Genomic DNA, 19158 nt, shown 5'->3' with positions numbered 1-19158 from the left:
CAGCTCGCGCGCGAAGTACGCCGCCGCTTTTTTTAAGATCTCGTTCTCTTCCTTGAGCCGCGCATTCTCGCGCTGAAGGGCCGCCAGCGAACCTGCTTCGACCTTTGGACGGCCGCTGCCCTGAAAGGCCTTATCACCTTTCTTCTCGGCATCCTCCACCCACTTGTAAAGACGATTGCGCGGAATGCCCAATTCACGGGCCAACTCGGCGGCCGGCTTCTTCGCTGCGCGGAACAGCCGAACCGCCTCTCGCTTGAACTCTGTTGTGAATCGACGACGCTTTTCCATCGGACACCTCCTTCCGGGGATTGTCCCCGTTTTGTGGTGTCCGAGAAATCAGGGGTGGTCCAGATGCTCTTCCCCAATTTCTCGTGGACGTCTTTTTTTCACACAGTTTCCTTGCAGTTCAATTGAAGTTGTTGTGAGCAAACGGGAGCGCAAGAGAATTCCATGGCGGGCTGGTCGAATCTATCAGACTGTATAAAAATTGTGGTCGCCCCTCCGCCTGCGAAAGGACCGATCACCGATCGACAGGCACAAAAAAGCCCGCACAGGGCGGGCTCAGTCGATCCAAACTGGTCGGGTCGGGCTAGTTCAGTACGCGTTGCACCACGGATACCCCGCAGCCAACCTCTTTGGCGATCTTGAGCATGCCGTGGCCTTGCTGGCGCAGCGCCCGGATTTTGCCTTCCACTTCCCCGCCAACCCTGCGGCGCCCGAGCTTCACGCCCCGCTTGCGGGCCGTGGCAAGCCCCGCCATGACACGCTCGCGGATCATTGCGCGCTCGAACTCGGCAAACACGCCCATCATGCCGAACAGCGCCCGGCCGGACGGCGTGGCCGTGTCGACGGCCTGCTGATGCAAGTACAGGTCACACCCGACCCCGTGAATCTCCCCGAGCATTTCGACCAGATTCGGCAGGCTGCGGCCTAGGCGGTCCACGGACCACGCTGCGATGACGTCGAACCGCTTACGCGTGGCGTCTTTCAGCATGCGATCAAGGGCCGGGCGCTTGTCGCGGCCCTTGCTGCCGCTGATGCCGGCATCTTCGTAGAACTCCACAACCTCCCAGCCGCGGCGAGCCGCGACTTCCGCAATTTCCCTGCGCTGGCCCACAAGCATCTGAGGTCTCGAGTCTTGAGTTTCCACGCCGGCCCATGCCGCGCGCGCCGATGGCTCGCAGAAAGCCGGGCAAAAGAAAACCCGCCAGGGCGGGTCGACTTTGGAGGCCTGGGTCGGAATCGAACCGGCGTACGCGGCTTTGCAGGCCGCTGCATGACCACTCTGCCACCAGGCCGGTGGGATGGCGAGCTTAATGCGTCGTCATCAAAAAACAAAACCTCGGCGGGCCGAGGTTCCTGAGCCAGCGGTGCACGCAGTTGCGAGCGGGCCGGATCTCCGCGACGAGGCGGCGAGCAGCCGGATCGAAGCAGACAAACTGGAGCGGGAAACGAGACTCGAACTCGCGACCTCAACCTTGGCAAGGTTGCGCTCTACCAACTGAGCTATTCCCGCGTGGGACGCGCATATTACGGAATGCCACGCAGGAGTCAACCAGTTTGATCGATTCCGCGGGCTGGAAGGGCCGTGGCGCGCCGTTGTGCCGCAGTTGGGGACCCGCTTTGGCTGGGCGGGACCTTGAGCGCGCTGCACGCAATCCAGGTAATGCGTCTCCCGTCGGTCGGAAGTGCCCGACTGCGGTCAACGGGATTGACGGCAGCAGCGAATGCTGGTCCGAATGGCCTGACCCGCACTCGATCCACGGGCGAGCGCCAGAGATGGCGAGGTCCTGTCCCGGAGGGGGATGAGGGTGGGCTCTTGATCGAATCCACCTACTCCGCCGAACCCTCACCCCAACCCCTCTCCCGAGGGGAGAGGGGCTCTGTCTTTATCCTTCTCCCGCTGGCGGGAGAAGGTCCCGGAGGGGGATGAGCGTGGGCTTTTGGCCTTTGAACGCTGCTGCGCCCGATCAGCAGATCAGGAGCATTCTGAATGCTCAGATCTTGCCGCTGTCGGCGTCGCGCATGATCGGCCAGGCGGCGCGCACGTAGACGATCGCCGACCAGATGGTCAGGGCGGCGGCGACCACGAGCAGCCCTTCGCCGATGCGGTAAAGGCGCAGTTCGGGGAAATCACGCTGGTGCAGGCAGACGACGATGGCGACGATCTGCATGACGGTCTTGAACTTGCCGACCCAGGCGACGCCCACGGCGGCGCGCTTGCCGAGCTCGGCCATCCACTCGCGCAGCGCCGAGATGCTGATTTCACGTCCGACGATGACCGCGCTAGCCACGGCCATCAGGGCGCTCGGGTTCTGCTGCACGATCAGGAACAAGGCGACCGCGACCATGAGCTTGTCGGCGACCGGATCGAGGAAGGCGCCGAAGGCCGAACTCATGTTGTAGCGGCGCGCGATCCAGCCATCGAGCCAGTCGGTGATGCCGGCCGTGATGAAGATGCCGGCAGCGGCCAGGTTGGACCAGCTTCGCGTCGCCGGGAAGTATTCCGGCAGGTAGAAGACGATGACGATGACCGGCAACAGCGCGATGCGGAAAAGGGTAAGGATCGTCGGCAGGGTCAGGTGCATCGGTCGGCATTATCCATGGAGTGCGGCGTAAATGCGTTCAGCCAGTTCACGATTGATTCCGTTTACCTGCATGAGTTCCTCGATGCCGGCCCGGGTCACCCCGGCCAGCCCGCCGAACTGGCGCAGCAGCGCGGCCCTGCGCTTGGCCCCTACGCCGGTCACTTCCTCCAGGCTCGAGGCCTCGCGCGCCTTCTCGCGGCGGCCGCGATGCCCGGTGATGGCGAACCGATGGGCCTCGTCGCGGATCGCCTGGATCAGGTGCGAGGCCGGCGATTCCGGCCCCGGCCACAGGCTGCGCCCCGAATCGCCAAGGATCAGGCTTTCATGGCCGGCCTTGCGCGCCTCGCCCTTGGCCACGCCGACCACTTGCACGCCTTCGACGCCGAGGGTTGCCAATACGTCGATGGCCTGGCGCACCTGGCCGAGTCCGCCGTCGATGAGCAGGATGTCCGGCAAGCGGCCCTCCCCGGCCTGGATGCGCCGGTAGCGCCGCTCGAGGGCCTGGTGCATGGCTGCGTAGTCGTCGCCGCCGGTGATGCCCTCGATATTGAAGCGACGGTACTGGGATTTCTCCGGACCTTCGGGACCGAATACGACGCAGGAGGCGACGGTCGCCTCGCCCATCGTATGGCTGATGTCGAAGCATTCGATACGTTGCGGCACTTCCTCGAGCTTGAGCAGGTCGCGCAGCGCCTCGAAGCGCGCCAGCAGGGTCTGCCGGCTGGCCAGGCGCGCGGTCAGTGCGGCGGTGGCGTTGGTTCGGGCCATGTCGAGGAAGCGCGCGCGGTCGGTGCGTACCGAGGTCTTGATCTCGACCTTGTGGTCGGCATGCGCGGCCAGCGCCTCGCCGAGGATGTCGATGTCTTCCGGGGCGTGGCTCAGGATGATTTCCTCGGGCACCGGGCGTTCGAGGTAGTACTGGCCGAGGAAGGAGCCGAGCACGGTCGCCTCGTCGGCATCGAGGCCCAGGCGCGGGAAGAAATCGCGCGAGCCGAGGCTGTTGCCGTTGCGGAAGAACATCACGCTTACGCAGGCGATGCCGTTGTCGATCACGCAGGCCAGCACATCCATGTCGCGGCCCGCGCCATGCACGTAGTGGCGGGCCTGGATCTTCTTGACCGCGGCCACGCGATCGCGCATGAGGGCGGCTCGCTCGAAGTCGAGCTTGACGCTGGCCGCCTCCATCTGGCCGATCAGCTCGTCGAGCAGGGCATTGCTCTTGCCTTCGAGGAACATCGCGGCGTGGCGCACGCTGGTCTGGTAGTCCTCGGCGCTGATGAAATCGACGCACGGTGCGCTGCAGCGTCCGATCTGGTGCTGCAGGCAGGGGCGGGAGCGATTCTTGAAGTAGCTGTCTTCGCAATTGCGGATGCGGAATAGCTTCTGCAGCAGGCTCAGGGTTTCGCGCACGGCGATCGCGCTCGGATACGGACCGAAATAGCGCCCGCCGCCATTGCGCGCGCCGCGATGGAAGGCCAGGCGCGGGTAGTCGCCGGGGGTCAGGTGGATGTAGGGATAGCTCTTGTCGTCGCGCAGCAGGATGTTGTAGCGCGGACGCAGGGTCTTGATCAGCTGCGCTTCGAGCAGCAGGGCCTCGGCCTCGGTGCGGGTGACCGTGGTTTCGATGCGCGCGATCTGGGCCACCATCGCCGCGATGCGCGGCTCCATGCGCGGCTTGAGGAAATAGCTGCCGACGCGCTTCTTGAGGTTGCCGGCCTTGCCGACATAGAGCAGTTCGCCGGCTTCACCGAGCATGCGGTAAACGCCTGGCGCGCTGCTGAGATTGGCGACAAAGGCCTTGCCGTCGAACGGGGGATCGGGCTGCATGGGGGGATTGTCGCGTGGATGGCGCATTTCGGAAACAGACAGCGCTGAATCCTCGTGGAGCCGCCGAACGTCTGGAAGCGTGAAACGCGCTCCTTGCAGGAAGAACCTTCAGGTTCGATGCCCTGTCGCATTTCCCGGGGATTCGGAACAGTGCAAAAAAGCATCGCGGCTGAAGCAACAACGAAGCCGCAACGCGTGATCAGCCACCGACGCCCGCGCCATGCATCGCAAGCTCCTCGTGGGAAGAACCTTCAGGTTCGATGCCGTGTCGCATTTCCCGGGGGTTCGGAACAGTGCAAAAAAGCATCGCGGCTGAAGCAACAACGAAGCCGCAACGCGTCGAACCCCATCGAAGCCCGCGCCACGCATCGCAAGCTTTTCGTAGGAGCGCCTTCAGGCGCGATGCTCCAACACGACGTTGGGGTTCGCATTCGCTCACCGCCAACAACGAAGCCGCAACGCAGAGAACGCCATCAAAGCCCGCGCCACGTATCGCACGCTCTTCGTAGCGCGCGCGGGCTACTCGCCGATCGGCACACGCTTGCCAACGCCGCTGGCGAGGTCGATGCGGACGATCTCGTGGACGTTGGTGTTGGCGACCCAGAGCGCGCCGGCGGCGATCGAGAGGCCGGCCGGTTCGACCAGGCGGTAGTTGACGTTGAGCGAGCGCACCGCGCCGCTCTTCAGGCTTAAGGCCTTGATCTTGCCATTGTAGGTATCGGCGATAAAGACGATGCCGCGCGGATCCATGGCAACGGCGAGTGGATTCTGCAGGCGCGCCACATCGCGGGTGCCGGCGGCATCGCCGTATTCGTAGAGGCCCTGGCCGACCAGGGTGGTGACGCGGCCGTCGCTGAGGCGGACCAGGCGCACGGCCGACGCGGCCGCATCGGCCACCAGCAGTTGCAGGCCGCTCGGCGCGACACCGCTCGGCTGGGCGAAACTGGCCTCCAGCGAGAGGCCATCCTGCACGCCGAGCTTGCCGGTTCCGGCGAGCACGTTGACCTTGCCGCCGCCCAGGTTCAGCTCCCAGATCTGGTTCTGGCTGGCCGAGAGGACATAGAGCTTGTCGGCGACGATGGTCAGGTCGGTCGGATTGCCGATCGGCGTTTCGATGGCGACCGCATCATGTGGGCGCAGGCGACCGCGTTCGCCATTGCCGAGGACAGTCTCGACATCGCCGCCATAGAGCCGGATCCGGCGCACGCAATGATTGCCGCGATCGGCGACGTAGAGGAAGTCCTCGCGGATGGCGAGCCCTTGCGGATCGTTGAGACCGCATTCCTCGTTGCGCCCGTCCCAGTAGCCCGCATCGCCCGATCCGAACTGGCGCAGGATGCGACCGTCGTGATTGCATTCGAGCACGCGATGGTGGCCACTATCGGCGACATAGAGCAGTTTGTCGGTGGCCAGCAGCTTGCCTGGGAACAGCAATGGCAGCCGCGGCTCCGGACGCGAAGCCGGAACCGCCGCTTCGTATTCGCGCAGGTCGCGCTCGGCGGCCTCGTCGAGCACCTCGGCAATGCGTTCCTCGAGGTCCTGGCGCCGGCCCTCGCCCGGGATGATGGCCGAAATCAGGCCCTCGGCGTCGATAAGGACCGCGCTCGGCCAGGCGTCGACGCCGTACTGGCGCCAGAGCAGATGATCGGGATCGTTGGCCACCGGATGGCGGATGTGCAGCCGATTGACGGCCTTGAGAACCGCACCCGAATCGCGTTGATGCGGATATTTCGGGGTGTGGATGCCGAGCACGGTGAGGCCGTCGTGATAGCGGTTTTCGAGGTAGGCCAGGTCAGGCAGGAGGTTCCAGCAATGGACGTTGTCGTAGCTCCAGAACCATAGCAGGACGGCCCGACCGCGCAGGGCCGACAACATCGGCGCCTCGCTGGCGTTGACCCAGTCCAGTCCTGCGGGAAACTCCGGCGCTGGCGAACGCGAATCCATCCTCTCCCCTCGATGCAATCCTCTAGCGGTCATGCCGAACGCATCCGGCATTGCCTGCCACCTCGATTATGACCGACCGAGGCGTCTCGTGAACGCCATGATGCCATCGCGGGCGAGGTCGAGGGCGCGCTGGAAGTCACGCGTCTGACCGTAATACGGATCGGGCAGTTCGACAGGATCGGAAATCCCGACGAACGGCAGGAACAGCGCGGCGCGTTCCCGCCCCGCAGCCGGCGCACGGCGAAGCATGGCTTCGAGATTGACCCGGTCCATGGCCAGCAGATGATCGAAACGGTCGAAGTCCGCCGCTTCGAGCTGGCGTGCCCGATGGCTGGCCAACGGGTAGCCGTGCGCTTCAGCGACAGCAATCGCGCGGGCGTCGGCGCTACCGCCGACGTGATAGTTCTCGGTGCCGGCCGACGCCACTTCGATGTCGAGCCCGGCCCTGGCGAATTCGACCCGGGCCACGCTCTCCACGGTCGGCGAGCGACAGATGTTGCCCATGCAGACGAACAGGACCCTCATGCCGGCCCGCGACCGCTCAGGATGCGCTCGACCCGGGCCAGGTCCTCCGCGGTATCGACGCCGGCCGGAAACGGTTCCGGCGCCAGCGCCACGGCGATGTCATGGCCGTGCTCGAGGGCGCGCAACTGCTCGAGCGCCTCGACCTGCTCGAGCGGGGTATGGCGCAGGCTCGAGAACAGGCGCAGGAAACCGGCCCGATAGGCGTACAGGCCGATGTGGCGCAGGAACGGCGTATTGACCGGCAGCGCGGCGCGGTCCCGGGCGAAGGCATCGCGCGCCCAGGGCAGCGGCGCGCGGCTGAAATAAAGGGCGTTGCCATCCGCCCGGCAGACCACCTTCACGCAATTCGGATCGAACAATTCGGCGGCCGTCTGCAAGGGCGTCGACAGGGTCGCCATCGGGCTGCCGCTGAGGGCCAGGGTCGCCGCGACCGTGCGGATGCCACTGGCCGGCGCCAGCGGTTCGTCGCCCTGCAGGTTGACGACGATGGTCTGATCGCCCCAGTTGCGGATGGCCGCCACTTCAGCGAGCCGGTCGGTGCCCGAGGCATGGTCGTCTCGGGTCATGCAGACCTCGACCGCACTGTCGGCAAGCACGCGGGCGATGCGCGGATCGTCGGTCGCGACCACGACCTCGCGTGCCCCGGCGAGCAGGGCCCGTCGCGCGACGTGGACGATCATCGGCACGCCGGCGATCGGCAGCAGCGGCTTGCCGGGCAGGCGCTGCGAACCGAACCGGGCGGGAATGGCGACGACGAATTCCGGATCGGAAGCCATCTGGGGAGCCTGCAGCCTGAATATCGCCCATCAGGGTAGAGGAGCGCGACCGGTAAATACAGGGCCACGGTGTATCATGCAGCCCCGCGAATCTCGAGTCCGAAACCTGCCGTGAGTACAGCCCCCAGCGTGCCGTCCGCGCTTCCACCGCGCGCCGCATTGCTGATGGCGGCCAGCGCGACCTTGTTCGGGCTGATGGCGATCGCGATCCGCTACGCCTCCCGGCAACAGCATCCGTTCGAGATCGGTTTTTTCCGCTGCCTGTTCGGCGCCCTGTTCGCCTTGCCCCTGCTGCGCGTCCACGGGCTCGAGATCCTGCGCACGCGACGGCTCGGCTTCTACGTGGTGCGCTGCGCCGTCGGCATCGTCTCGATGATGTGCGGGTTCTGGGCGCTGGTGCACCTGCCGCTGGCCCAGGCGGTCGCCCTGTCCTATTCGACGCCGCTGTTCATCACGATCGGCGCCGTGCTGGTGCTCGGCGAGGTGGTGCGCATGCGACGCTGGAGCGCGGTGATCGCCGGCTTCATCGGCGTGCTCGTGATCGTTCGTCCGACCGCGCATGATTTCAGCTCGGCGACCCTGGTCGCCCTGCTCGCCGCGGCCATCAGCGGCATGGTTACGATCAGCATCAAGTACCTTTCGCGCACCGATCCGCCCGATCGCATCGTGCTGTTGACCACCCTGCTCTGGGTGCCGCTGAGCCTGCCGCCGGCGCTGACCGTCTGGAAATGGCCGACCCCCGAAGTCTGGCCGTGGCTGGTCCTGTCCGGCGCACTCGGCACCGGTGGCCACTACTGCTGGACCCGCGCGCTGAAGATGGCCGAGGCTTCCGCGCTGGCGCCGCTCAGCTATCTGCAATTCATCGTCGTCGGCTTCCTCGCCTGGGCGCTGTTCGGCGAGCTGATCGACAGCTACACCCTGCTCGGCGCCGCGATCGTCATTTCCGCCAGCCTCTATATCGCCCGGCGCGAGGCCCAGGTCGCACGCCAACAACTGGCCGAACCGGTGGTCGCAAAGGGCGAACCGCAGGTCTGAGCGACCACGTGCAGGTTCAACGCATCGGTGCGGCCCTTCGCTCCAGCCACCACAGTCCGCTGGCCAGCAGCAACCAGATCAGGAACAGCGGCCCGCGCGGCACAGTCACGTCGACATCGGGCAGCGGCGCGGCCTGACGGACGAGGCCCGTGGTTGCCTCGCGGATCTCGCTGCGCAACAGCGCCCTGCCCTGATCCGCAGCGAGAACGAAGATCGGCCAGCGTGCGTCGCCATCGATCAGGGTGTGCCAGCCCGGTCGCTTTGGCCACCATGCGGCGCAAGGGTGCTCGCCCGCTTCCGGCAGCAAGCCGATCTCGCCACCCTCGGCGTCCTTGATGCGCGCCGTCGAGGAGATCGCGCAGATCACGCTGCGCCGGTCGACGCGGGCCCGGTCCGGCAGCTCCGGACCGGCAACGCCGCCGGCACGGGCCAGGGTCGAGAAAACGTCGCTCCACAGCGTGCCGTAGCGCGCGCTCTCGCCGCTTAGCTGCAAGCGGTAGCTGTCGAGCAGCAGCCAGACACCGACCCTGCCCTGGCCATGGGTTGTCCAGCGGCCCAGATCCGAGCCATCGGCGGCAAGCGCCAGCGTCGCCGATCTGGCGCCATCGACGGACATCGGCCACCGCGTCAGGCTGGTTTGCGATGGGCCTGCCTGCGGGAGTCGGGCCAGTTCGACGCTGCGGTCGCGATCGGAGGATTCGAGGGCCAGGCCGAGCCGGGCCCAGTCCGCGGCGACCGACGCTGGCAGCGGGCCGGTCACGCGCAGCAGCACGCCGAGCCCGCCGTCGATGGCGGTCATGAGTGCCGACTTCTCGCGCGTCGACAATCCGGCCCAGGCACGCTCATCGATGACCAGCAGGTCGGTCGCGGCCAGGCTCGCGGCATCGAGCTCGGGCGCCTGCTGGCGCTGCGCGATACCGCGGCTCAGGGCGATGCGGCTGGACAGGCGTTGTCCGGAGTCGAGGGCCCAGCGCCGCAGGTACTTGAGCTCGGCATCGGCGGCGCCGGCGACGATCGCACTGCGCAGCGAATCGCCTTCGCGAACGAACAGCGCAACCGGAATTTCCTCGATCACGGTGGCATCGGCATCGAGTACACGCAGACGGAAATCCTGCTGGCCCGCAAACTTGGCCACCATCGGCAATGCGAATTGCCCATCCTCCGCGGCGGTGGTCATCGCCAGCACGGCGTCGCCGGGGTCGCGCACTTCGAGCGTGGCCTTGTCGACGCCGGCGAGCCTGCCGCGAATGGCCCAATGCGCGCCGGCTTCGACGCTGGCCGGCGCTTCGAGAGCGACCACGCCGACCGGCGGGGCACCCGGCTCGAAGACGATGCCGATGCCTTCGGGCAGGTCACGATCGCGGGCGTCGAGGCCATCGCCGAGAATGCGAAGCTCACCGATCTGCGGATGGCGCCGCAGGCCCGTGCCGAGATCAGGCACGCGTTCGATGGATCGATCCTCGCCAACCGCGACCCCCGGCAGCGCCAGCGTAAGCGTATCTTGAGGACGCGCGGCGATCGCCGCATCGTCGACGCCCGGTGTCAGCACGATCGCGCTGACCCGCGCTTGCGGCAGCGAGGGCGGAGACAGCAGCAGCCAGAGTGCGCCAGCCGCCAGCAGTTGGCCGATGCAGCGCCACGCGCGCCAGCGTCCGTCCCGGCGCAGGGTCCGCCAGAGCCCGGCCAGTGTTGCCACAACGAGAATGCCCGCAACGATCGGGAGCGGGTTCATGGCTGTGCCTCACCATCGAGAAGGCCGAGATAGCGGCGCCCTAAAGCATCGGGTTCGGCACGCAATCGGGAGCCCGTCGCCGGTGTCGGCAATGCCGCCCACAATCGATCCAGCAATTGCCGCCTGCAGCTCGTGCACGCGGGCTCGCGCCTCAGCGCATCGGCCGCGGCGATCAGGCCGAGTGCGTCGGGGAGGCGTTTGCCACGTTCGCGCAACCAGCCTTCGAGCGCCTCGAACTCCGGCACATCTCCGGCCTGCAAGGCCTTGTAGGCATCGATCAGCGGCTGCTCTTCGACACGGGCCGCGACGAGGACACCACGCGGATCGCGCAGACCGGCGCGCTCACCGGACAGGCGACGGCTCTCATCGACGGGCGGAAGCTCGAGCCCGACCCGGGCCAGGTAGATGCGCGTGGACTGCTGGACCTGCTTGATGAAACCGAGCGCGCGATTCTCATAGGGCAAGGCTTTGGCCGGTGCGCCCTGGCGCAGATGCAGCTCGGCCTGCCACATCTCGGCCAGCGCGGACTTAAGGATCTTCTTCGTCTCCGGATCGAGCAGGGTCGCGGCCTCCGCGTGATCATGGGTATGGCCGTATTCGGCGAGGATGTCATCGGCGCGACCGAATCCCGCAGTCGGTTGCTTGCCGTCTTCATGGTTGTGGTCGCCGGCGAGCGCATCGGCCTGGTCGGGTTCCTGCCCGTCGTCGTGCTTCTCGTCGGCGTGCGCCTCGGCCCGCCCCGATTCGAACTCCTCGCCGAGGAACTGGCCGTAGCGCAGGCGCAGGATCTTCTGGTCGACGCCGATCGAGTCGGATTTCGACAGGAACGCATCGGCATCCAGGGATGCGCGCTCGCCGATCAGCGCTTCGGTATCGATGATGATCTGGCGCTGGCTGCGGAAATAGGCCGGCAGCACTTTCTGCACGATCCCTTCGACGCCCTCGCTCGGCGCCGACAGGTCGGATGGCCAGCGCAGGATGTAGCCCGCGCTGCGGGCGATATTGGGCTTGGGCTGGCGGTTGTCGGCAATCTCGAGACGCACGATCAGGTCGTCGCCGGCGGCCATGCCGAGACGGTCGATCGCGATGCGGTGCCGGTAGCGGCGATGACGCGCGCTGCCGCCCTGCTCCGCCGTCAGCGCAAGGCTGCGTTCGTTGACGGTGACCTGCTCGCCGCTGCCCTGGGCCAGGGTCAGGCGCAAGCGGGCGTCGCCGAGACCGAAGTCGTCGGCGACTTCGAAATCGAGCGACCAGACACGTTGCCCATCGCTGACCTGGTTGAGCGTGCGGTCCGGTTCGATCACGCGGATCTCGGGTGCGTGGTCGACGGTGGCATCGAGCCGGTACAGGCGGTCCTCGGCCAGCGGCAGCGGCGATTCGACAGCAATCCGATAGAGCACGGATTCGCTCAAGGTCCGTTCGGCGACCCATTGCCCGCCCTGCTCCGCCAGCGCCAGCCGCGTACCATCGAGGAACACGAGCGCGGCTGCCTTGGGCTGCGGGTCGAGCCGAATCGCCCAGCGCAGTGTTGAACCTTCGACGGCCTCGGTTTCGAGTCCCGTCTCGTGGCGCGGGGCCAGGCCGGTATAGGCCGGCGACTCGACCTCGAGCGTGCCGACCGTGATCCGGGTTGCCGTGGCCGGCGCTGCATGGTCGGTCGTGGACGATCCGGCAGCGGTCTCCTCGTTCGTGCCGGCCTGCGGCCAGAATGGCAGGGCCGACAGGATCACGGCACCCACCAGCACACCGAGTGCGATGCGCCGCCAGGGCCAGGGCGGACGCAGCTCGGGAGGCCGCACCGCATCGAGCCGGGCGCGGATGCGTTCGCGCTGCAGGCGTTGCAAGGGCGAGAGCTCGCCTGCGGGTGACAGCAAAAGGTCGGTGCTGTCCTCGAGCAGCGGCAATGCGGTCTCGAACCGGCGCGCAACCCACTGCATGTCGATTAGCCGCAACGCGCGTCGCAGTTGCCAGGTCAGGAGGGCCACGATGAGAAGCAGGCCGACCAACGCCATTGCAGGCGGACTGTGCAGCGCCAGCACGACCAGCACCGACACCAGCACGGGCAGGCCCGAGGCGAGCACGATCGCGGCGCGGCGGCGACGCACCCGGTTCCGCCACTGCTGCAGCAAGGCCACGCTCATGCCAGGCTCCGGCGGCGCGTGGCCATGAGGCGTTCGGCGAGGAAGACCAGCGCGATCAGGATGACCAGCGGTGCTTCGAGTGGCGTCGCCGGAGCGAGGTTGGCTGTCGAGTCCCGCTGCGCTTGAACAGCCACTGCCAGCGCCTGAGTCGGCGCCTTCTTGCCGCCTTCGAACAGCGCGCGCAGACGATCCGGAAATCCCGCATCGAGCACGGCCGGCAGGCGCTCGGGGATCGCCGGCTGCAGCAAACGGATCAGGTGTCCGCGACCGATCGATTCATCGAGCGCCAGCGCTGCGCCGTCGCTGCCGCGCCAGACCACACGACCGGTCTGCGCACCTTCTTCGATCCGCAGCAGGCGCCCGCCCTCGCGCACCCAGGCGAGCAGTTCGGGCGGCGGTTCGGGGCCGAGCCAGATCAGCCAATCCGTCGCCGCGTCGACCTGGGCGCCAATCAGGCGATCATCGATCGTCCAGCGCTCCGGCGCGGTCGATTGCCAGGCGCCAAGTGCCGCGCGGAAGTAGTCGAGCCCTGCTGTCTCGGGTCCGGCATGGCGCAAGGCGACCGTGCGCGGCACCGGAGTCGATGTTGCCGGAGCGGGCGTCTGGCCCGGAACGACCTGCCAGTCACCGGCGTGCTGCAGGTGCAGGCTGCCGGCATCGAGGCCGTCGACCTGGGCAGGAAGGAGTACCGTCAGCCGGTCCGCCGGGTCGATGTCGGCATCGAACTCCCGCAGCAGGCTGGCGAATGGTTGCGGTGGCGATGGTGCGGCGCCGCCGACCTCGGGAAAGCCCGGTGCGAGCCAGCGCCATTCGCCCTCGATGCCGGCCAGCTCCCGTCGGGCGGCGCCGATATCGACGCCGTCGGCCACCGCGATCCACTGCCGCGGCTCGCGCCAGTTGCCGTGCAACAGCGGCTGGGCCAGCAGCAAGGCGATCAGCGCAAGCAGCAGCAGGCGCAGAACGAGCAGCCAGGGATCCTCGAAACGCAGGCGCCGACGCGGCTTGACGCTTTCGCGCAACCAGCGCAGGGCGGCGAAGTCGAGGGCGGTCTGTTCGGTCCTGCGAACCAGATGGATGAGCAGCGGCAGCAGCGCCCCGGCCAGGGCGAGCAAGCCGAATGGCAGCAGCAGGCCCAGGCTCATGGGCGTTCCAGCGCGACTTGCGGCGCGCCGAACAGGCGCCGCAACGGTTCGTCGAGCGCGCGATCGAGATGGTGCTCCACATGCACGATGCCGACGGCAGCGAAGCGCTTGGCCAGGCGGTCCCGCGCCGCTGAAAACCGTTCAAGAAAATCGCGACGCGCGCCTTCGCCGTCGGCCAGCAGCTCGGCACCGGTTTCAGGATCACGAAATCGATGGCCGCCCTGGAACGGGAAGTCGCGTTCCTCGGCGCTGAGCAGTCCGATCGAGACGACCTCGCGCCGGGCCACGGCGAGCCGCGTGGCGAGGTCGACGAGGCGCTCATCGAAATCATCCGAAAGCAGCACCACCAGCGCGCCGGGGCGAATACGCTCCCAGAGCGGACGCAGCTGCGATGCGTCGGGCAGTTCACCGGCGCAGTGCATGCGCTCGAGTTCGAGCATGCAGCGGTCGCGCTGGCGCGCGCCGGCCGCGTCGGCGACGAAATGCAGCTCGCTGCCGGACAGGCCAACCAGGCCGAAACGGTCGCCCTGGCGCAGGGCCAGTTCGATGACGCAGGCGGCCAGCAACCGGGCTGCATCGAGCTTGCTGTAGTCGGCGCGCCTGCGGTCGGCCTGGGCCATCGAGGCGCTGGCATCGATCACGATCCAGACCGTCAGCGGGCTGTCGCGTTCGGCCTCGCGGACGAAATAGCGATCGGATCGCGCATACAGTTTCCAGTCGATGCGACGCGGCTCGTCGCCCGGCTCGTAGCCGCGGTACTGGGCGAACTCGAGACCGGCGCCGCGGCTGCGACTCGAATGCATGCCGAGGCCGTCGCCACCGGCGGTCGAACGCGCGACCAGGCGCAGGTCCCTGAGCCTCGCGCGCAGATCGTCTGGCAGCCGCACCGCTCGGCGCTCAGCCCGGATAGTCGACGACGCGCAGGAGCACGTCGATCACGTCGTCGGTCGAACGGCGTTCGGCCTCGGCCGCGAACGAGAGCAGCAACCGGTGACGCAGCACCGGCGACGCCAACGCGGTCACGTCCTCGCGCGTCGCCGCGAAGCGCCCATGGATAAGGGCGCGCGCCTTGGCCGCCAGGACCAGGGACTGACCGGCACGCGGGCCGGCGCCCCAGCGTACCCATTCGCGGACTTCGGCGATCGTCGAATCCTGCGGACGCGACGCGCGCACGAGGCGCGTAATCCAGGTCAGCAGGTCCTCGCTGACATGGACCTCGCGGACACGCTGCTGCAGGGCGATGATCTCGGCCGCATCCATGACCTCGGGGACCTTGCCGGTGCTGCGCCCGGTCGTGCGTTCGAGGATCGATCGCTCCTCGCTCTCGCTCGGATATTCGACGCGGATGTGCAGCAGGAAACGGTCGAGCTGTGCTTCGGGCAAGGGATAGGTGCCGGCCTGCTCGAGCGGATTCTGCGTGGCCAGCACGAAGAACGGCTCGGGCAGCGGATAGGTCGTCCCGGCATAGCTGATCGTATGCTCCTGCATCGCCTCGAGCAGGGCCGCCTGGGTCTTGGGCGGGGTCCGGTTGAGCTCGTCGGCGAGCAGCAGGCTGGTGAAGACCGGCCCCTTCTGGAACTTGAAGTAGCGCTTGCCGGTGCCGTGGTCCTCCTCGAGGATCTCGGTGCCGAGGATGTCGCTGGGCATCAGGTCCGGCGTGAACTGGATGCGCCGGAAGGCCAGGTTCAGGGCTTCGCCGAGCGAACGCACGAGCAGGGTCTTGCCGAGCCCCGGCACGCCCTCGAGCAGGCAGTGGCCACCGGCCAGCAAACCGGTCAGCAGCTGTTCGACGACCTCGTCCTGGCCGACGATGGCCTCGGCGATCGCGCTGCGCAGGCGCGCCAGCTTGTCGATCTGTGTCTGTACCTGAGCTTCCGTCACTGCGTCATTCATTCTCGGCTTTCCACATTGATCCGTACATGCGCACCTTGCGTTGCTTCTGTAGGAGCGCCTTCAGGCGCGATGCCTCTTCTTGAATCCTGGAAACGCATCGCGCCTGAAGGCGCTCCTACGGGACCATTTCCACTCAATTTGTCATCGCATAGACCGCGATGTTGACCGCGAACTTCGTGTTGTCCTCGGCCAGGAAGCGCTTGTTGCGCCAGTCGTAGTCCCATTCGCAGCCGTAGTCCTTGTTGCTGTAGAGCAACCCGAGCCGACCGTCGATCTCGATGCCCTTCAGGTAGTCGTGGACCAGGTCGTCGCCCCAGCCGTTCAGCTCGAAGCCGGTCGCCGGTGGCCCGTCGAAACGGAAGAAGCTCGTGAACAGCGGATGCGTCTTCGGCAATTTCTTCAACGCCTGCGCGCCGAAGATCGAAGCCATCTCGCTCTCGAACGACGTCGCGAACAGGCCATCGATGTCGTGATTGCAGTCGTCGACCAGCACGAAACCGCCATTGCGCACATAGGTCTCGAAGTTGCGCCGCTCGTCCGGATTGAACTCGACCAGCTTGTGCCCGGCCAGGTAGCAGAACGGCGCATCGAGCATGCGCGGATCGGCCAGCGGCAACACATGCTCCTTCGGATCGACACGCAATGTCGTGTACTGGATCAGCGCATCGATCAGGTTCGACGGCATGCGCTGGTCCACATCCCAATCCCCCGACTCGTACATGAGGCGCGTGAAGCGAAAGTCGTAGGTGCCGGGATTCGGGATTGGGGATTCGGGATTCGAGGAAGCACCTCGCGCGTGCGCGAATGGCGCTAGCGCGAGGCCGGTGACCAGAAAGCGAAGGAAGTCCGAGCGAGTCATGCGAAGTTTGAATCAGGGACAACGAGGCGGGCACGGGAATCGGGTGGCGACTTCCAGCCTGCAGGAAGCCGCCCTTTCGAATCCCCAATCCCCAATCCCGAATCCCGGCTACACAGCATCCGACAACGAAGTAAACGTGAAGTCGCGGATCTTCAGCGGCGGAATCATCATCACGAACGGCGATTCGTCGTCGCCAACGCGGACCGGCTTGCCGATCTCCTCGATGTTGTTGAGCATGATCACCGGCGATTCGTTGAAGCGGAAGTTCTTGATCGGATACTTGATCTCGCCGTTCTCGATGTAGAACGTGCCGTCGCGGGTGAGCCCGGTCAGCAGCACGGTCTGCGGATCGACCATGCGGATGTACCACGTGCGGGTGACCAGGATGCCCTTCTTGGTCGACTTGACCAGGTCCATGGTCGACTTGTCGCCGCCGACCATGATCAGGTTGCCGGGCTGGCCGATCGCCTTCTTCTCCTTGAGCTTGGCCCAATAGCGCGAGTACTGCAGGTATTCGACCTTGCCCTTGGTGATGATCGGCGTGCGCTCGCGCGGCAGGCCTTCGTCGTCCCAGGGCAGCACCCCGGCGACCGGATCGGCCGGATCGGCATACAGGGTCACGCGCTCGTCGTAGAGCTTCTCGCCGACCTTGTTGCCACCGCCCTTCTTGGAAAGGAAGCTGCGCCCTTCGTCGGCCTGGCGCGCATCGAAGCCGAACATCATGAACGAGATCAGGCCCGACGATGCCGCCGGTTCGAGGATCACGGTGTACTTGCCCGGCTCCAGCGCCTTGGCATCCTTCGATTTCGTTGCCTTGTCGACCGCGACCTTGATTTCGTCCTGGGCGTTGAACTGCCCGACATCGGCCAGGTTGCGGGCGACCCAGCCCGAACCGGTGCCGTCGTCGGTCCGCACGGTGCAGGTGAAATCGAGATTGGTGCTCTTCTGGTAGGCGAAGTTGCCGTTGCTGTTGGCGATCGCCGAAAAGCGGTCGCTGTCGGCGAAGAAGCCTGCTGCCACGCACTTGGCCGCCTTGCTCGGGCCGATCGAATCAGCGGCGACCTGGGCCCGGTACTCGGGCTTGATCGTCGCGGTCTTCTCGAACCAGGTCTTGCTCGGCGCATAGGTCTGCTTGCCGATGGCCGGCACGAACTCGGGGTTTTCGGGCGCCAGTTTCGCCAGCTCCTCGGCGCGACGCACGACCTTTTCCAGCGAGGCGTCGTCGAACTCGTTGATCGTCGCGGTGCCGACACGCTTGCCGAAGGCCACCTGCACGCCGAGTTCGGCGTCGCTGACGATGCCGCTGGTCGAGACCTGGTTCAGGGCGTAGCGGATGTTGCCGTCGACCCGGCCATCGAGGGTGGCCGTGCATTCGTCGGCCTTCGACAGCTTGACCACTTTTTCGAGGATCGCCTTGGCGTCCTGTTCAGTATAGATGCTCATCGATAAGACTCCTGCGCTCAACCAAGGCTGCGAGCGGTGTTGATGACGTTGATGCCATTGAATCGGGCGGTGCTCGATCCGTGAGAAACGGCGGAAACCTGTCCGGGCTGGCCCTTGCCGTCGAAGAACGAACCGTTCAGGCGATAGTCGCTCTCGTCGCAGATCGCGCTGCAGGCATTCCAGAACTCCGGCGTGCGCATCTGGTAGGCGACATCCTCGATCATTTCGGTGATCTTGCCCTTCTTGATCTCGTAGAAGAGCTGGCCGCCGAACTGCGCGTTGTAGCGCTGCTGGTCAATCGAGAACGAGCCGTCGCCGATGATGTAGATGCCATCCTCGACGTCCTTGATCATGTCGGCCGGACTGAGCTTGTCCTTGCCCGCGGCCAGCGAGACGTTGGCCATGCGCTGGAACTGCACGTTCGACCACGAATCGGCATAGCAGCAGCCCTGCGAATGTTCGAGGCCGAGGATATGCGCCTGGTCTCGGATCGCCTGGTAGTTGACCAGCACGCCGTCCTTGATCAGGTCCCAACGCTGGGTCTTGACGCCCTCGTCGTCGTAACCGACGGCGCCGAGCGAGGTCTTCTGCACCTTGTCGGCGAAGATCGTGACCTTGTCGCTACCGTACTTGAAGTTCTTCGACTTCCACTTGTCGAGCGTGGCGAAGCTGGTGCCGGCGTAATTGGCCTCGTAGCCGAGCACGCGATCGAGTTCGGTCGGATGCCCGACCGACTCGTGGATGGTCAGCCACAGGTGGGTCGGGTCGAGGACGAGGTCGAACTTGCCCGGCTTGACCGAGCGCGCCTTGAGCTTCTGTTGCGCCTGTTTGGCGGCGGCCACGGCGTCTTCGAGCATGTCGTAGGAATCGGTATAGCCGACCACGCCGCCGGGCAGCGCGATCTTGTGTTCCTTCTTCGCATCGAGGTATTCGAAACCCATGCCGACCGGCGCGGAAAGGCCGTCGCGGGTGCGGAACTTGCCGCTGGCCTTGTCGATCGCGGTGACCTGCAGCGGTGCCCAGATGCGGTGGATGTCCTGGTCGATGTAGGAGCCGTCGGTCGAGGCGAAGTACTTCTGCTCGTTGACCTGGAACAGGATCGAATTGACGTAGTTGGCGCCGGCCTTCATGGCTGCGGCATTGACGCCGAGCAGGAGGTCGACCTTCTCCTTGATCGGCACGGCCATGGCGTTCTTGACGATCGGCGTGGCCCAGGACACCTCGCCGACGCCCGGCGTCGGGGCGAGCTGGAC

At 66.2% G+C, this 19158-nt stretch carries 16 protein-coding genes and 2 tRNA genes; 1 reads left to right on the top strand and 17 read right to left on the bottom strand.

The window, feature by feature from the left end:
• The 9 genes from BM125_RS18510 to kdsB form a co-directional block, all read right to left on the bottom strand.
• The coding region (locus BM125_RS18510; RefSeq protein WP_139225104.1) for a transposase at positions 1 to 288 on the bottom strand (288 nt) is incomplete at its 3' end.
• A 301-nt stretch (positions 289 to 589) separates the two neighbouring features.
• Positions 590 to 1123: a recombinase family protein gene (locus BM125_RS18505; protein WP_092410756.1), complete on the bottom strand. Its 534-nt coding sequence runs from the start codon at positions 1121 to 1123 to the stop codon at positions 590 to 592.
• A 101-nt stretch (positions 1124 to 1224) separates the two neighbouring features.
• Positions 1225 to 1298: transfer RNA gene (locus BM125_RS18500), tRNA-Cys, on the bottom strand.
• Positions 1299 to 1440: 142 nt separating this feature from the next.
• Positions 1441 to 1516 (bottom strand) — tRNA-Gly (locus BM125_RS18495).
• Between the two features lie 481 nt (positions 1517 to 1997).
• A complete protein-coding gene (gene pgsA / locus BM125_RS18490; RefSeq protein WP_092410754.1) occupies positions 1998 to 2588 on the bottom strand; it encodes a CDP-diacylglycerol--glycerol-3-phosphate 3-phosphatidyltransferase in 591 nt (196 codons plus the stop codon).
• Positions 2589 to 2597: 9 nt separating this feature from the next.
• Entirely contained in the window at positions 2598 to 4415 is a 1818-nt protein-coding gene (uvrC, locus tag BM125_RS18485; RefSeq protein ID WP_092410764.1) for an excinuclease ABC subunit UvrC, read from the bottom strand.
• 519 nt (positions 4416 to 4934) lie between these two features.
• Positions 4935 to 6359 carry a thioredoxin-like domain-containing protein gene (locus BM125_RS18480; RefSeq protein WP_175498194.1) on the bottom strand — a complete coding sequence of 475 codons (1425 nt, stop codon included), beginning with the start codon at positions 6357 to 6359 and terminating at the stop codon, positions 4935 to 4937.
• A 66-nt stretch (positions 6360 to 6425) separates the two neighbouring features.
• Entirely contained in the window at positions 6426 to 6884 is a 459-nt protein-coding gene (locus BM125_RS18475; protein WP_092410750.1) for a low molecular weight protein-tyrosine-phosphatase, read from the bottom strand.
• Positions 6881 to 7660: a 3-deoxy-manno-octulosonate cytidylyltransferase gene (gene kdsB, locus BM125_RS18470; protein ID WP_092410748.1), complete on the bottom strand. Its 780-nt coding sequence runs from the start codon at positions 7658 to 7660 to the stop codon at positions 6881 to 6883. Before kdsB ends, BM125_RS18475 begins: the two co-directional genes overlap by 4 nt.
• Before the next feature lie 111 nt (positions 7661 to 7771).
• On the opposite strand from kdsB, the gene BM125_RS18465 reads away from it, so the two are divergent.
• Positions 7772 to 8695, top strand: coding sequence for a DMT family transporter (locus BM125_RS18465; protein WP_425429644.1), 924 nt, complete (start codon positions 7772 to 7774; stop codon positions 8693 to 8695).
• A gap of 16 nt (positions 8696 to 8711) precedes the next feature.
• Here the strand turns inward: BM125_RS18465 and BM125_RS18460 are convergent, their stop codons facing one another.
• From BM125_RS18460 to BM125_RS18425, 8 genes are all read right to left on the bottom strand, one after another.
• Positions 8712 to 10427 (bottom strand): hypothetical protein, encoded by a 1716-nt coding sequence (locus BM125_RS18460; RefSeq protein WP_092410744.1) that lies wholly within the window; start codon positions 10425 to 10427, stop codon positions 8712 to 8714.
• Positions 10424 to 12568, bottom strand: a complete 2145-nt coding sequence (locus BM125_RS18455; protein ID WP_092410742.1) for a DUF4175 family protein — start codon at positions 12566 to 12568, stop codon at positions 10424 to 10426. Before BM125_RS18455 ends, BM125_RS18460 begins: the two co-directional genes overlap by 4 nt.
• Positions 12565 to 13710 carry a BatA domain-containing protein gene (locus BM125_RS18450; protein ID WP_092410740.1) on the bottom strand — a complete coding sequence of 382 codons (1146 nt, stop codon included), beginning with the start codon at positions 13708 to 13710 and terminating at the stop codon, positions 12565 to 12567. The genes BM125_RS18455 and BM125_RS18450 overlap by 4 nt, the downstream gene beginning before the upstream one ends.
• Positions 13707 to 14597 (bottom strand): DUF58 domain-containing protein, encoded by an 891-nt coding sequence (locus tag BM125_RS18445; RefSeq protein ID WP_425429643.1) that lies wholly within the window; start codon positions 14595 to 14597, stop codon positions 13707 to 13709. Before BM125_RS18445 ends, BM125_RS18450 begins: the two co-directional genes overlap by 4 nt.
• A gap of 10 nt (positions 14598 to 14607) precedes the next feature.
• Complete coding sequence (locus BM125_RS18440) at positions 14608 to 15603, bottom strand: AAA family ATPase (RefSeq protein WP_092410738.1); 996 nt, start codon at positions 15601 to 15603, stop codon at positions 14608 to 14610.
• 133 nt (positions 15604 to 15736) lie between these two features.
• Entirely contained in the window at positions 15737 to 16462 is a 726-nt protein-coding gene (locus tag BM125_RS18435) for a DUF4159 domain-containing protein (RefSeq protein WP_092410736.1), read from the bottom strand.
• Positions 16463 to 16570: 108 nt separating this feature from the next.
• On the bottom strand, positions 16571 to 17905 hold the full coding sequence (locus BM125_RS18430; protein WP_092410734.1) for a TldD/PmbA family protein: 1335 nt from the start codon (positions 17903 to 17905) through the stop codon (positions 16571 to 16573).
• 17 nt (positions 17906 to 17922) lie between these two features.
• On the bottom strand, positions 17923 to 19158 hold a 1236-nt coding region (locus BM125_RS18425; RefSeq protein ID WP_245778991.1), incomplete at its 5' end, for a TldD/PmbA family protein.

The organism is Dokdonella immobilis, assembly GCF_900115085.1.
Taxonomy (GTDB): Bacteria; Pseudomonadota; Gammaproteobacteria; order Xanthomonadales; family Rhodanobacteraceae; genus Dokdonella; species Dokdonella immobilis.
This window is presented reverse-complemented; position numbering and strand designations above follow the sequence as displayed.